This is a genomic window from Novipirellula sp. (assembly GCF_041583735.1).
In the GTDB taxonomy this organism is placed as follows: Bacteria; Planctomycetota; Planctomycetia; order Pirellulales; family Pirellulaceae; genus Novipirellula.
Genome location: NZ_JBFHFD010000005.1, coordinates 1 through 15,320 on the forward strand (window position 1 = coordinate 1; position 15,320 = coordinate 15,320).

General features: G+C 54.8%; 12 protein-coding genes. 6 read left to right on the forward strand and 6 right to left on the reverse strand.

The window, feature by feature from the left end; all coding sequences use genetic code 11:
• Positions 1-180: M28 family peptidase (locus ABX962_RS00965; protein ID WP_372715760.1), on the forward strand; the 180-nt coding region annotated here is incomplete at its 5' end.
• A gap of 10 nt (positions 181-190) precedes the next feature.
• On the opposite strand, the gene ABX962_RS00970 is transcribed toward ABX962_RS00965, so the two are convergent.
• Positions 191-382 carry a hypothetical protein gene (locus ABX962_RS00970; protein ID WP_372715762.1) on the reverse strand — a complete coding sequence of 64 codons (192 nt, stop codon included), beginning with the start codon at positions 380-382 and terminating at the stop codon, positions 191-193.
• A 245-nt stretch (positions 383-627) separates the two neighbouring features.
• Here ABX962_RS00970 and ABX962_RS00975 point away from each other — a divergent pair, with 245 nt between their 5' ends.
• Positions 628-2,037, forward strand: coding sequence for an MFS transporter (locus ABX962_RS00975; protein ID WP_372715764.1), 1,410 nt, complete (start codon positions 628-630; stop codon positions 2,035-2,037).
• 97 nt (positions 2,038-2,134) lie between these two features.
• On the opposite strand, the gene ABX962_RS00980 is transcribed toward ABX962_RS00975, so the two are convergent.
• The gene (locus ABX962_RS00980; RefSeq protein ID WP_372715766.1) at positions 2,135-6,727 is read right to left on the reverse strand and encodes a DUF6797 domain-containing protein; all 4,593 of its coding nucleotides are present in this window, start codon (positions 6,725-6,727) and stop codon (positions 2,135-2,137) included.
• Between the two features lie 188 nt (positions 6,728-6,915).
• On the reverse strand, positions 6,916-8,412 hold the full coding sequence (locus ABX962_RS00985; RefSeq protein ID WP_372715768.1) for a neutral/alkaline non-lysosomal ceramidase N-terminal domain-containing protein: 1,497 nt from the start codon (positions 8,410-8,412) through the stop codon (positions 6,916-6,918).
• 405 nt (positions 8,413-8,817) lie between these two features.
• Here ABX962_RS00985 and ABX962_RS00990 point away from each other — a divergent pair, with 405 nt between their 5' ends.
• Positions 8,818-9,321: an SET domain-containing protein gene (locus ABX962_RS00990; RefSeq protein WP_372715770.1), complete on the forward strand. Its 504-nt coding sequence runs from the start codon at positions 8,818-8,820 to the stop codon at positions 9,319-9,321.
• A 100-nt stretch (positions 9,322-9,421) separates the two neighbouring features.
• On the opposite strand, the gene ABX962_RS00995 is transcribed toward ABX962_RS00990, so the two are convergent.
• Positions 9,422-9,592, reverse strand: coding sequence for a hypothetical protein (locus ABX962_RS00995; protein WP_372715772.1), 171 nt, complete (start codon positions 9,590-9,592; stop codon positions 9,422-9,424).
• A 746-nt stretch (positions 9,593-10,338) separates the two neighbouring features.
• On the opposite strand from ABX962_RS00995, the gene gdhA reads away from it, so the two are divergent.
• The 3 genes from gdhA to ABX962_RS01010 all read left to right on the forward strand — a co-directional run bounded on the left by gdhA (position 10,339) and on the right by ABX962_RS01010 (position 13,840).
• The gene (gdhA, locus tag ABX962_RS01000) at positions 10,339-11,676 is read left to right on the forward strand and encodes an NADP-specific glutamate dehydrogenase (RefSeq protein WP_372715774.1); all 1,338 of its coding nucleotides are present in this window, start codon (positions 10,339-10,341) and stop codon (positions 11,674-11,676) included.
• A gap of 117 nt (positions 11,677-11,793) precedes the next feature.
• On the forward strand, positions 11,794-12,933 hold the full coding sequence (locus ABX962_RS01005) for a prenyltransferase/squalene oxidase repeat-containing protein (protein ID WP_372715776.1): 1,140 nt from the start codon (positions 11,794-11,796) through the stop codon (positions 12,931-12,933).
• 199 nt (positions 12,934-13,132) lie between these two features.
• A complete protein-coding gene (locus tag ABX962_RS01010) occupies positions 13,133-13,840 on the forward strand; it encodes a hypothetical protein (protein WP_372715778.1) in 708 nt (235 codons plus the stop codon).
• Between the two features lie 35 nt (positions 13,841-13,875).
• Here the strand turns inward: ABX962_RS01010 and ABX962_RS01015 are convergent, their stop codons facing one another.
• Together ABX962_RS01015 and ABX962_RS01020 are read right to left on the reverse strand one after the other, a co-directional pair.
• The gene (locus ABX962_RS01015; protein ID WP_372715779.1) at positions 13,876-14,679 is read right to left on the reverse strand and encodes a DUF4198 domain-containing protein; all 804 of its coding nucleotides are present in this window, start codon (positions 14,677-14,679) and stop codon (positions 13,876-13,878) included.
• 105 nt (positions 14,680-14,784) lie between these two features.
• Positions 14,785-15,315, reverse strand: coding sequence for a DUF2271 domain-containing protein (locus ABX962_RS01020; protein ID WP_372715781.1), 531 nt, complete (start codon positions 15,313-15,315; stop codon positions 14,785-14,787).
• Positions 15,316-15,320 lie beyond the last annotated feature (5 nt).

Below are 15,320 nucleotides of genomic sequence, written 5' to 3' on the forward strand. Positions count from 1 at the left end.
CGCAGCGACAACAGTTCGTTTTGGGACCATGGCTTTGCGGCGCTGATGTTGACCGACACCAGCTTCTTACGCAATTCAAATTACCATCAAGCTTCGGACACCCCCGAAACGCTCGATTACAAACGGATGAGCGAAGTCACCCGCGGAGTCGCCGCCGCGATGACACGACTATTACGGTGATGAATTCTTTTTAGGCCGCTTTCCGGTCCATTCGCTCCGATGCCTTGGTTGCTTGAACGCCGGTGCTGAGGATTGCAGTGGTGATTGGAGGAGACATGGTTGCTGTAGATCGAATACCGATGGCCGGTTTCAACGCTTTACGAAGTTTTGTTGAACTTTGCAAATGCGACTCGCCCCAGCCTTGTTGAGATGCTCCCGCCATGTTGAAATCATTGTGAACCCCGAAACCGATGCAGTGTCATAGGATGGGATCGGTAAAGGATCGCTGATTCCGCATTGCTCTCCCCCCCCATGACCTGAGACGGCGGATTGCATTGGCCACAACGTGAGGACGAGACGTCACAGGAAAATTGCGTTCTCGGCTTGGTCCTCAAATGCATGCAAGCGATTTCATCGGATTTCGTTTCCTGCGAACCGTCTCCTTTTATCAATGCAAGCGATTTGTGAATGTCAGAATCGGAATCAAACAACACGACGAGTTACAATGAGCGGTTGATTTTGTTGGTTTTGGCGACGGTTCAATTCATCACCATCGTCGACTTTATGATTGTGATGCCTCTCGGCCCCCAACTAATGAGGGTATTGCATATCGATCCTGCGGCGTTTGGGCTGATCGTATCGTCTTACACGTTTGCTGCCGGTGTGGCCGGATTAGTTGCTTCGGCGACCGTCGATCGCTTTAGCAGAAAAACGGCTTTTCTTGTGCTGTACGCCGGCTTTCTTTTCGGCACCTTGTTGTGTGGACTCGCCCCCAATTATGGAACTCTCGTCTTTGCTCGAGTGTTAACAGGGGCGTTCGGGGGAATTTTGGGAGGCATCTCGATGGCGATCATTGGTGACGTTTTCCCGGACAGCCGTCGCGGACGTGCCACAGGGGCGATGATGACCGGTTTTGCGATTGCATCGGTGGCCGGCGTTCCCTTGGGGTTGGTGATCGGTAACCAATTTGGCTGGAATATGACGTTCATCGCGTTGGCCGTTTCCGGAGTGCCGGTGTTGTTTATTGCGGCGTACGCGCTGCCCAGCTTAAATGCACTCTTTGGTGAAGCTCATTTGCACCCGCTTGAATCGATCCGCAGAACGTTCACGGTACCGAACCATCTTAATGCCTTTGCATTGATCATCGCGTTGACCTGCAGTGGTTTCCTGATCTTCCCCTACATCAGTGCCTATTTTGTTGGGAATATTGGGATGTCCGAACAGCAGTTGCCTTGGGTCTACATCGCTGGCGGAGCGCTGACTTTCTTTGCCTCGCCGATCATTGGACGTTGGGTGGACCGAGCCGGAAAGCTGTTCGTTTTTCGAGTCATCGCTCCTCTATCGGCGGCGCTGATGTTCGCGATCACCCACTTATATGCGGGGGGGATTTTGCTCGCCATCGTTGTCTTTGGCGGATTGATGGTTTGCAATGTAGGGCGAATGATCCCCGCAATGGCCATGATCACTGCGAGTGTGGCGCCGCGACATCGTGGTGCGTTTCTTAGTGCCAATTCATCCGTTCAGCATATTTTCGGTGGGGTCGGTGCCTACGTCGGTGGTTTGTTTGTGACCCAAGCCGGTGAAGGTGCTGCGTTAGAAGGGTTCGGAACCGTGGGGTGGATCGCCGCGGCAGTGGGCATGTCCAGTATTGGGTTGGCGGGAAGATTGCGAAGCGGCGAAGAAGACGAGGTGATTTCTGTGGCGGAATTATCGCTACCCTTGGCTGCCGAAGCGGCGTTGGACACAGGTCAGCCGATCATCGCGTTTGTCGACGGTCCCGCCGAAGCGAACGAAGTGCGTCTAAAATCAGCTCATGGGGAACTGCGTCGCCAGTGCGAGCAACACTGTCCCCCGGTCCCGCGTGACATGATCGATTGACGGTCGTGGCGTGCTCAGTCATGCGTCATCCATAACGCGATGCGTACAGCGCGATTGGCCAGCATATCCCTGGTCAATCGTCGTTTTACGGAGCGGGTTATTCCACGACCATCACGCCGTTCATCACCATCCAGTGCCCCGGAAACGTGCAAAGAAAGGGATACCGACCAGCGGCCGGAGGTGCGATGAAATAGATGGTCTGCGATTGTTCTGGCGAAACGATATCGGTGTGGGCGATGACTTGGTCTGACTCCGGAATGTACTGACGAGCGAACGCATGCGGATTTGCAATCATTTGATTGCCAAGCTCCCCAACGTGTCGCAGTGCACCGCGTTGCACTAGCACCCAATTGTGGGGAACAACATCCGGATTCGACAACGTTACGGCCAATGCTTCGCTGGCGCGTACGCTGAACTCTCGAGTGGCGTACGTCAGATTGCTGCCGGTTTCAATTTTGATCTCGCGAGCGCCCGGGATTTTTTGATGCCATGGGTTCGAGACTCGTTCTGCCATGGAAGCCATATCGACTAACATAGGATGAGCCGCAATCTGCTTTTTACTCGGTTGGTACCCCGCGAACTCGCTGAACGGTTTATCCAATTGGTGGACGGTGACGAACAGGTCTTGGCCGTTACCGGCCGGATTGCACGAGGGTGTCTTGTCGTCATTCACATGCAGTCGCAGATGTAGTTGGTTGACCGGTTGCAAATCAGGGATTTCCAAAAACAACGAACGGTGATCCGATAGGACGTGAGCCGATTGAATTCGCATTGGATCGTGCCCGGCGGTTCCTGGATGCGTCGTCGAGTATTCGGGCGATCCATATCCACCGCTGTAGCGATAGTTCCAACATTGAGCGAAATGCTGCACCGGATCGCTGGCGATCGCTTCATCGATAGGTAGTGCAAAGGTGACGCGGACACCGTTTTCATAAGTATGAAAACCAACCGGAACCTGAACCGCATCTCCGGTGTAACGCACGCGTTGGAAACACCCGTCGTCGCGAGTGTACGATCCCCATCCCGTCATCCCTGACACATACAATTGCCCATCCTCAGGATGAAAGCGACCGCGATGGACACCCGACAAAAAGTCACCGCTTAAGGGAACGATTGCTCCTTGCAGTTGGTCATCGACCTGGTCGCGAAGCACCGCAAACCAGGTTCCCGTGCCAAACGAAAAATGTAGCAATTGGTCTGCGAGCGGGCCGAACGCGTCACTGTCCACATAGGCCTGACCACCACTCGAATTATCCAAGCCTCGGGGCAAAAACGCTAACGGCAATTCAGGCGGCTTGCCGTTTCTGGGGCCGCCATAGCCGTGGTGAGGCCGATCATCGGTGACCGTCAATCCGGGCCGAACCGCATGGATCGCCGATGCGGGAGTCCACCCGCCCTCGGAAACCGGAACCGTTAATGTCCCGTTAGGCAGGATTCCCAAGCCATCGGGGTTGCGAAAACCGGTCGCGATCACCTCGGCCTGTTTACCGTCCGGCGAAATCCGCAGCAGCCCTTGATTACCCGAGGCGGTGTAGAAATTACCTTGTTCGTCACGTTGCAAACCACAGATGAAATCATGTCCCGCGGGCGAGGATACGAACGCATTGCTGAAACACTCGTAGAAGTCAGCCTCACCGTCGTTGTTGGCGTCGGTCAGACGTGTCAATTGGTCTCGGCATTGGACATAGATTTGTCCCTCTGCGACGACCAACCCCAATGCGTGATGTAGCCCCGAGGCGAAACGCGTCCAACGTGCCACTCCGCCGTCATCGGATCCCGCATCGATCCCGCTGACCCGCCACACGTCCCCCTGCATCGTGCACACTACCGCACTGCCATCGGGAAGGAAGTCGTGGCCGCCGCAGAAAACGAGTGCGTTCCATGGGTTATCATTTGGCAGTTCGATCGTATCGATGGCGTAGGGACGCTGCGTCCCCCGAGTGATCTTCGTTTCGAGGATCTCGGGCCACTGCCGTGGCCCTCCCCTGGTCACATGCCTCAGCGGATGCTCGTCAAGCGGCGCCACGTCGCGAACAAAATTGCCCTCGTGAACCCAAGCGGAATCGAGATACGTTACATCACCAATCGTATAGGCGAACACAACACGCTTGCCGTGTCGGTAAAAGCCGTGGTACTGAAACGATCCATCGATTTTTTCGCGGGTTGGTGCCGCTATTAATTTGCCATCGGGACGCAATCCGCTGACGAAACCGAAGCGAACCGACTCAAATTTGACAAACCCGCCTGTCCACACCGCGTCAAACGACAACGTGTCGGGATTAAAGCAAGCCGACATCTCGTTATCGTCACCAAGTCGGACGCAAACCCCGCGTGGCACCGTGATCCCGTTGGCACGGAAAACACCCGCTTGCACCGAGCCCAGCCGAGTGTCATTCCAGCGATCATCGCCCCAATCGGGTTCGCTCTGATTGCCCCAATGCCCCTGCTCGCCGCCATCCAAGCCAGGATAGGGCGAGATCAGCATCGGCGGGTGTGGCTGTTGGCGGAAATGTTCAGCCTGTTTCGTGTAGAAATCGTACAACCGATCGCGGTTCACCGGATGGGTCGCATGAGGCCAATTCGCAGGAACGAGTGGCGCGGTCGTCTGTGGTGAATCGACCGGCCCATGTATACCGACCGGCCCGTGCATTTGGTTGTCAACGATCGCGTGTTGGATCGTTTCAGAAATCAGGTCTTCGTCGCGGCCAAGTTCGCCCAAAAAGCGAATCAGGTCCGCTTGTTGTTGACGTGACATCGCCGCAGTCAGTCCGCTCGGCATCACCGAACCGGCAGCAATTTCCTCTTCGATTTCATCGACGGCAATGGCCGTTAACTTGGCCGAGGCAGAGTCGCGGATAACCACTTGTTGATCGTTCGAGCTGTGTTTGAATCCGGTGATGACATTGCCGTCTGCTGTTAGCAACTTCCAGGTCATAAACTCGTCTGCCACATCGCGTTGCGGCCAAAACACCGATTCGACGATCTGCGACAATGTGCGATCTTTGCCAATCTTGGACAAATCGGGACCGACCGCTCCGCCGTGCATACCGATTTTGTGACAGGACAAACACGCCAATTTGGCATCGGCAAAGACGCTGGCGCCTCGCACCGGGTCACCCGATTCTTGCGACTCACGAATGATCCGTGTTACCGTGTTTATGTCGTAGGGAAGCTCAGTCGCGTCGGTCGCTTGCAGGATCGTCGATGGTTCGGAATCGAGTTCACGGTGATGATCGAATCGCTCCGACGCTTCCGCCTGCGTGCTGCCCAATTCCCACAATCCAAGCGTTTTACCATCACGGGACGCCTCGAGAATCGGTTTCGTCGAAATTTCGCGGATTCCCTTAGAGATCCGAACCCACTGAATTTCGCCGTCAAATCCGAAGTCACGTTCGACAAGCCGCCCAATACCCAAAGGGCCAGCCACACGCGGTCTGCTTTTGTTAGCCACGATCGATTGATCCGCGACTTGTTCTGCATCCACATACAGTCGAATTCGATTGGGTTCATAGATCATCATGATTGTGTGCGGATTGCCATCGCAAATCATTGCACTGGTATGAACATGGTCAGGAGTCTTGCCAGGCAGGTAGGCGGTCAAACGTCCGTTAGCGTTCATCGAAAACAGCTCCCAGTGATCCGATGATGCCTTGGGGTCGCTTGCGACGAGGATGTTGTAGCGATCGTGGCTGCGAATCGACGTGCGGACTTCGACAGTGATGCCCGGTTTTCGATAACTGTCGGCGCCGGGGAAAATGCGTCCTGAATGAGCCCCGTCGCGCTGGTCTGGCTTGACATAATTCGGTGGAGTCGGCGGCAGCGGTCCCGCACTGCCGCGAGCGCCGAGTTCCTGGCGAATCCACTTCAATCCTTCGCGGTTCTCGATCAGCGAATCGCGTGCATCAAGCTCATTGCGATGGTCAAGAATCCCGATCGGTCCGTCATAACCGCTTTGGACCACGACACGAATCATCTCCAATTCGTGTTGCCCTTTGCCGATGCCGAGAATTTTGGGGTGCTCGTCCGGGGTCATCCCGTTCAGATTCAAGCAGTGCAGGAACGGCTTCATCAGGGCAAAGGACGCTGCCCAGTCGCCGATGTGACCGTGAGCGTGGTGGAAATTGTAAACAATGCCAACATGATTTTGGCCGAGTTCGTGCAAACGCTGACAAACCGCGACAAGATTCAGAGGTTCGCCGCCCCAGCCTCCGTGATTGTACAGAGCCAGTGGACATCCGATCGCAGCAGTGCATTTGGCAAGCGGAAGCATCTGCTGTGCCGCCGCTTCGACCTTTGCATCCTGGGTGTCGCCGCCGCTGTCGCGAAGCATCTGCCAAATTTGAGGATGCAGGTCGTATTTCTGAAACAACTTGAATGCATCTTCGTGTTCACCCCAAAACGCAAAGAATTCGATGCCATGTTTCTGGTATTCCAAGATTTCTTGTTCGAAGGTCGGGATATGCTGAGCACGCCAATCATAGGCAGCTCGGGTGATCCCCAGTTCCTTTAACATCGCGGCGCGTTCCGCGGGAGTGCGCTTTTTTGCGTCAAACGGAACGATACACCAAGCGACAAGATTATCGCCGCGAAGCACGTGATTGTCCTCCGCTGCGGTCGATGGAATTGCCCAACAAGTCGTAAAACAAATGGCCAGCAAGGTGATGCGGGCGAAAAGGGAGGCTCGATCCATAAATCTTGTAGTAGAAGGGGGAAGACGATTGCGTTTCGACCGAAGAAGAGTCAGAAATTGGAAGGGGGCAAAATTGTACAGGTTCAAGCCGCCTGGATAAACCGCGGCCGAGTGTTTTCGATCCCGCCCGCAGCGTGATGACGATGCTCTGCCTAGTCCTGAACCTGAATACGTTGCAGCAACGGTGTTCACCTGTTTTCCATCGCCGCTTGTCGCAACAGCGTGACTACGGTTTCGACCAAAATCTCGCCACTGCCCGGTTTGACGGTCGAATTGGTGACCTCGTAGCTGCCGCTTGCGTAGGCGGCACGGTGTGGGACGTAGATTGTTTCCACCACGTTGGATAGTTCTACCACAAGGGTCGTGCGAAACGGCGAGGCTTGTTTGATCGCCAGTCCCAGTTCGACAAACACTTCGCCGGGAAGACACACAATGGCCACGTCATGTCCGATCGTCATCACCGTCACATCGACGGGCAAGGTGTCGCCAATTCCGGCCAACGATCGACTCATTCCCCATGTAAGATAATCGGCCGACTTGGCATGCGGTTTATCGTGGCGGAATTGATCGAGTATCAGCATTTTGTAAGCAGTCACATGGTCAAAGAAATCGACTTTGGTGCCGCTTTTGACCAGATCGATGGTCTGGGTACTTCGTTGCACCTGTTCCGCGGTGGCCTCTTGCAATTCCAACTGGACGACCTTTGATTTCACGGCGAGGTGTGTGTCCGTGATCGGTGTCAGCCGAGCGAGTTCGTCACGGATCGAACCGCCGATCGAATTCCCGATGAAGTCTGCCTTGTTGCGAACACTCGACGCCGGGTTTGCGTGGTTGATGTCGCCACAGCAACCGGCACCAAAGAGGGACACCACATCGTTGCCCAATGCCTCCTGCAACGTACGTTCGATAAAGAATGGATAATCGGCACTCCATTTCATCCCTCCGACGGTATCGAGATGCAATGCAAAATTGCTGAGGATGCCGCGTGTCGTACTGCGGTTGGGATCACGGATCGCGAGTAAACCAATCTGGGGATCGATGGGGCCAGCGGCACGGATGCGGTTGGGATTCGATTCGGATTGCCAAGTCAGAACACTACCGTCTCGCATCACCGAGCGGCGATTGAAAGACACGGGGGTGATTTGGGTTGCGGATCCGTGGGCCAACTCCGCAGGCTTCGCATTGGTATACGCTTGGGCGATCGCATTAACCGGTTCGCTAATCAGTTTCTCGATATACTTTGCTCGTAGTGGTAATTGTTGCTCTTTGCCCAGATATAAATACAACTCTTTCATGTAATCCGGAGCGGTGTGCGAGTGGGTTGCCGAGATCACGATGTGATCGGCCGGTATTCCCGTTTTCTGTGAGGCTAGACTGCGAACTTCGCGAGACAAGTCGCTGGCGATGCCAATTAAATCGCAAACCACCAACGCTGCCGTCGTGTCACCGTCACGAAACACGATCGCTTTTGCCTTTAGCGGATCGATCGTTCCTTCGGCCAATCGCTCGTGATAGTAACCCGCCATCGGAAAACCTGTCGGCGGAGTGATATCCATTTCCGCAATGCCGACTTGTAGCGATCCGCTTGCGACCGACACCGCAGGCAGAGAGTCTGCGCCGCGTGTGCTCGTAGCAATAAACAGGACCGCACAACCGAGAATCAAGAGAATCGAGGCTAGACGCATGGCAGGGAACCTTTCGCGGTGACGCAAACGCTGTCGTGAAGTAGGTTGCTTCGGGGGGGGCGGGGTGTGGAGACCAAAAGCATACACGCTTCTCCGCACGTCTGCTTCAAAAAGCATTCTTTGTCATTAAGGCGTCAAGCTAGCTGCAATGGGCACCGTTCGGAGAGTGGGCACCGTTCGGAGAGTTCGTCCGATCCTTGGTAAAGTCTCTTTTTCGATACGATTGTCATCAACAGCCCGCAGATCGTGTGGTTCGCCCACTATTCCAGCACGACGGACTGTTTTAGTCTTGGCGTTTAAATCGGCTTGCGATAATTTTTTTGTACGCTTGGTGCTGGACGGCCGAGCAACCACGGGCAGGCCACCACACGGCATCCCCACTTTGAATCCGCAACTTTGTGCACAATGAAAAAGAAATCCGGTAAGAAGCGTCGCGAAAAGCTTCAGCAGAAAGTTGATGAAATTCACGGCTACCGAAGTTATCACGACGACGATGTCGAAGTTCGCAAAGGCAAATATGGCCTCGGCGTCTATGCGGTCCGTCAATTTTTGCCAGGCGAATTAGTATTCGAGGTCACCGGACAACTACTGTCTCATGAAAACTACCACGGGTCGAACTATGTCATGGAGCTGAACGAGACCTGGTATCTCGAGCCAACGATTCCCGCCGCATTTTTGAATCACAGCTGCAGCCCGAATTCCGAATTGGTGCAGCTCACCAAATACTCACTCGGGTTGGTCGCAATCTGCAATATCGAACCCGAATCAGAGATTGTTTTTGATTATCAGTGGGAGCCTCACGAAGGCACCCCCCAGTGCCGCTGTGGCGCTTTGAATTGCCGCGGTTGGGTGGTCGCAGCCGACGCCGTTCACAAGATGGAAAAGTCTCGCAAGAAAGCGAAGAAGTGAAAAGCGTGGCAGTGATGAAGAGACGAACCGATCGCGTCATGAACCCGATTTCGGGATCCCTCTAACGCTTTGACGACACTGTTCAAATCAAGTCGGTCGCTTATTCATGAACAGGAGGCGTGACGGGGGGATTTTCCTGCTGTTGTTGACGCGGCGTGGTTGCTCCCTCTTTGACTTGCCGATCCAAGTCGTTGGTGGGAACCACCACTTTAAAGACAAGACCGTGATTGGTTTCGATGGTAACCTCACTGTTTCTAACTGCAATCGCCACAATTGTTTCCTTCGAAGAATTGGCACACAACAACGCACACGAACTCGCTTGTTCGAATGCAAACGTTAGCAAACGTTGTTCCATCCATTCTCGCGTGAGTGTTTTTGATCTGTTTTGTGGGCCGAGTCACCCTAGCAGTGCTACGGATCGTCTAAATGGCGTGTCGGTGGCGGTTAAAACAACGTTAAACTGTCAACGCAAGGTTACATCGCGTAACTTAAAGCTGACACTTAGCGGCTGACGCGATCGGTCGTGCCTTCTCGGTGCTGGCAAAATATGCACCAGCGGGAAAGAATGTCGCCATCAAGGCACGATGGCAATGATCTGATACTCGATCATGGGGCTCGTCGGCATTCCGTCGGCACGTCGACGGTCACTTCGCAGCTGCTTTGGCTAGACGCTTTGGCGAACGCGGCGGAGCAGTTTCTCCTATAAGAGGTTGTGCACTTTCAGCGTAGCGAAAGTCGTCAAGACTTTCGTTCGATTGACGCACGCCCCCCGAAACTCTGGACGAGTTTCGCTTCAAAGTGCTTCACAGCGCCGCGTTTTGGCATTATCCGCAGATTCGTCACCATCCAATCGTGGCGAGGGCCAAAACGGCTATCGAAGCTGCTGCTGCGGTTCGAACACCGGCATGCCAGTTGCTTTCCCGGTGCAAGAATCGCATCGATTGCATTCGGTCGTTCGGTTTGAAAATCAATCTTTGTGCAGACACCCTCCGACGCATCCTACATCAGAAAGTCACGATGGATGAAAAGCTAGAGTCAGTCTTTTGGAACGTTCAACAACGCAACCATGGCGAAACAGAATTTATCCAAGCGGTCCGAGAAGTTTTCTCTTCGATGGGACCGGTATTGTCAAAGTACCCTCGCTTTGCCGAGCAAAAGATCATCGAACGCATCTGCGAACCTGAGCGTCAGATCATCTTTCGCGTTCCATGGCAAGACGATCAAGGACAAGTGCATATCAACCGCGGCTTTCGCGTACAGTTCAACAGTGCATTGGGCCCCTACAAAGGTGGTTTGCGGTTCCATCCATCGGTTAATTTGTCGATCATCAAATTTCTAGGGTTTGAACAGATATTCAAAAACGCGTTGACGGGGTTGCCAATCGGCGGAGGTAAAGGAGGCAGTGACTTTTGCCCCAAAGGCCGCAGCGATGCCGAGGTCATGCGGTTCTGTCAAAGCTTTATGACGGAACTGTGTCGTCATGTAGGGGAATATACCGATGTTCCCGCTGGTGACGTCGGAGTCGGGAAACGCGAGATCGGATACCTGTTTGGACAATACAAACGCATCAGTAATCGCTACGAGTCGGGCGTGCTGACTGGCAAAGGTCTGCGCTTTGGCGGCGCCCTGGTTCGTACCGAAGCGACCGGGTATGGATTAGGCTATTTTGTTCAAGAGATGCTGAGTGCCAGATCCCAATCACTTGATGGCAAGACCTGTATCGTTTCCGGTTCTGGTAATGTCGCAATCTATGCGATCGAAAAGGTGACGCAACTCGGTGGACGCGTGGTCGCCTGTTCCGACTCGAGCGGTTACATCTACGATAAGGCGGGAATCGATCTGCCGACATTAAAGCAAGTCAAGGAAGTGGAACGGGGCCGGATCCGGCGGTATTGTGAATTTCGAGATGACGCCCGTTATCACCGCGACGGCAACATCTGGAAAACGAAATGCGACGTTGCATTACCGTGTGCGACGCAAAACGAGTTGACCGGAAAGGATGCCGCGACGCTGCTTGAAAATGGATGTATTGCGGTTGCTGAAGGGGCGAACATGCCCACCACCCCCGAAGCAATCGAGTTGTTTATCGAAGCGGGCATCGCCTACGCTCCCGGAAAAGCCGCCAACGCGGGGGGTGTCGCAACCAGCGCACTGGAGATGCAACAAAACGCGTCCCGTGATACATGGTCGTTTGAATTTACTGATCGCAAATTGGCATCCATTATGAAGGACATCCATGATCGCTGCCTAGCGACGGCCGACGAGTACGGCGTTCCCGGCAACTACGCGCGAGGCGCTAACATCGCCGGCTTTACCAGCGTTGCCGAGGCGATCGAATCACTGGGACTGATCTGAGTTGGGCTGATTAAAATCACGCATTTCAGCTGACGGCACATCGCTTGCTTTTCTCTGTCTCCACATGAATGCCGCACGCATCGGTGCGGCAAAACGTTGGTTTTTGGGAGACATTAGATGACTGGACGATGGAAATTTCACCGCGGACGACGGATTTTTGTCGCCGCGATCGCGCTCGGCATGACTTGCGTTCCCGCCGTGGCCGACGAGGCCAAACAACGATCCCGATCCGAATTGCTGCGACAGGAGATTGTCGCTAACGGGCTCGCCTTTCTGGCGAAAACGGGGCAATCCGATGCGGGGACGTTCTCGGACAAAGTCGGACCGGGCGTGACCGCTTTGGCGATCACCGCCGCACTTCGCAACGGTCGTGGAATCGACGATCCGATGGTCGCCGAGGGGCTGAAGGCGCTCGAAGGCTACGTCAAGCCGGATGGCGGTATCTACGGAAACGGTCGATTGCGAAACTATGAAACGTGCGTCGCAATGGTTTGTCTATCCGAAGCCAACAGCAGCGGACAGTACAACGCCATTCTTAAGCGTGCCAAAGCGTTTGTAACCGGCATCCAGTATGGCGAGGGTAAACGTGACCCCTCGGACCCATGGTACGGAGGCGTGGGGTACGGGGGCGATGGACGTCCGGATCTGTCCAATACGGGTTACTTCATCGCGGCACTTCGTGCGACCGAGTCGGGGCCTGAGGATCCCGCGATCCAACGTGCATTGGCCTTTGTTTCCCGATGCCAGAACCTCGACAACAAGTACAACGATACCGGCTTCGCGTCCAAGGTGGATGACGGAGGGTTTTATTACGAGATCCCGACCACCCAGATCGATCCGAGCACGTCCGAGGAACGTTACACTGCCAACGGCGGACTGCGAAGCTACGGATCGATGGGCTACACGGGGCTAAAAAGCATGATCTTTGCGGGGCTGACCCCGACAGACCCGCGAGTCAAAGCGGCATTGCAGTGGATTGCGGACCACTACGATGTTGACAACAACCCCGGCATGGGGTCGGCGGGATTGTATTACTACTACCACACGTTTGCTGCGGCATTGAATGCCGCGGGGCTGAAGTCGGTCGACGCTGCCGACGGAACCCAACACGATTGGAAGGCGGACTTGGTCGCCGAGCTTGCCAGTCGTCAAAACGCCGACGGGTCCTGGAGTAACGACAACCGGCGTTGGTTCGAAAATGACAAGAATCTGGCGACCAGTTTTGCACTCATGGCGTTGGCGTATTGCGAATCGTGAGTGACGAAGTGACGTCAGGTAGTGGTTGGGGAAAACCATGCGAACCCGAGTCGCAAGGGACGACATGAATCTCGTGTCAAAACGCGATGCTGTAAAGCATTTTCATGACAAAACTCGTCAAGAGTTCCCGGGGGGCAGGCGTCGTTGGACGAAAGTCTTGACGACTTTTGCTCGCGAGGGAAAAAATGGGGGAATGTAAGTGAAAGGCATTTGGCGCGTTCAACTTGTTTCGTTGACGATGGTTTTGATCCTGCTCGCGGTGGACCCGTTGTTTGAAAGGACGGTTCAGTTTGCTGTTTCCGCGCCGCTACAACTCGCTTCGCAGGTGGGGTGGCCGCGAGCAATCGTGTTGGCGATGACGAGTGCGATGGCGTTGGCAAGTTTGTCCACACTGTTAGCCGCAACGCTGGGCCGACGTCCACAAGGCCAAAATACCCGCTCCCTGCGCTCGCTGTTGGCGATTACCGCGATGGTCGCGATGTGGTTTTCGTTGGCGATTCATCATGACGTGATCGCATGGCAAGCGAAGCGAATCCGTTTTGCTTGCCGCGTCGATGAACTCGAGTCGATCGTCGCTCCACTTCGAGTCGATTGGCCAACGACCGATGGCGAGCTGTCGACGATCGGGCCCTATATGGCTTATCCATTTGGTCGCCCTACGACGTTAGTCCTCTTGCACTCGCCACGATTGGCGAGTGAGACGGTGTACGTGAGCGCGGTCGAGCGTGGCAGCGACGGATCGATCAAGTTGCAGTTGACTGGATCTGATGGCGGCGACTGGGCCGAATGGCATCCTCCGCATGCCCGTCCCCACTCGTTCGTCGGTGGCCTTTCGGATGCTCACGAATTGCAAGCCATCAGCTCAATCGGATCTGGATGGTACCTGGTGCGGTACCAGGTCACCTGAGTTTTTGGGACTATTGTCGACGTTCGACCTGCTGCTTACTGAGGCAATACTTCGAGTGTTGCTGTATAACTCATTCGTCGACGCTCGGCATGGGAGATGCTCGTCGCGTTATCTTCGCTGCTAGTCTCGAGCCAATACATTCCCGATTCAGGCCAAGTCACGGAAAATTCACCGCGTTCGTCGGTGGTAAATCGCAGCTCATCTTGCTGGTTGCGGTACCGTGTCTCGCCGCGAATCACGGTGACATGCAGATCGCTTTGCGGTTTCCCATTGACCAACAAGCGAAGTTTGCACGTTTCCCCCGCGTACAAATCATTGGGGTGAGTGACCGGGACAAGCTCGACTCCTTTGCCAACGGGCTGCAACGCGGTTTCCGTGGGAGCACCGTTAGTCACGAAGGTTTCAATGCGGCTCAAGCTCTCCGTGACTTGCAAGTTCTCGGCGGCGGCGGGAATCGCGTCGGCGATCTCGGCTGCACTGCCACGCCATCGCCGCCGCTCGCCGCCCTCTTCCCAGCTGGCGAAGGCACCGTGATTGACGATCGCGATGCGATACGTCCCCCGTTGATTCAGCGACAAGTCGAACACGCTGCGATACTTTCCGGTCGCACCGTTGTCGGCTTCCACGCCGCTACCATCGGGGGCGGTGATGACAAGGCCATCCAGACGCAGTGGAAAGTGATTAAAGTAAAACAGATCGTTCGAAACAGCGGCGTCCACCGTGATCCAAGGTTCCGCCCCCGAAAGCACGGTTTGCGATGGACGCAACCAAACTTTATGAGCAAAGGCGGTGGTCGCAAACATCGTGATGAGTAGCGAAGTGAGCAGAAAACGAGACATTGGGTTTCTCCAAGAAAGAAGGGGGGATGTGCTTGTGCGGGAAATGAGTGCGTGAGGGACCAAGCTGAAAAAACTGCCGTGCGTGGCCATTGTTGAAAGTTGGGGTTACGGTTTCACCGTCAGCAATACTTCGCCCAGTTCGGTTTTACCTGCTGCACTGCGGGTGACGATTTTTTCAGGCGGCCAAGTGAAAGGGATTTGCACCATTTCACGTCCGCCGACTTCGCGAGCGGCTTCGACAATCAGCTCGTATTCGCCGGATGCGAGTTCCGCCAGCTGCTTGTCCTTGCTTGCGAACTTTAACGTATGTTTGCCGGCCGGACGGGTTGCCCCGGTTACCCCGTCTATGGGAAGTTCAAGACTGCGTCCCGAACGACGCCACCATTGACGAAGATCGGGAAGCCACTTCGTCCCCTCGCCTTCGTTTCCCTTTTTCATTTGGTACCAGACAACTAAATTGGCGACCACGTTGCGGTTTTGGTCTTGAACCCAGACGGCAACGTAGGGGCGATGATACTCCGAGACATTCAGTTTCGGGATTTCAACGGTCGCTTCGAGTTGGACGGTGTCGTCATTCGCTTTCGCGATCGAATTGAATCCGATGGTAAGTAGCGCCGCGGCTAAAAAGAGTTTCATTTGCT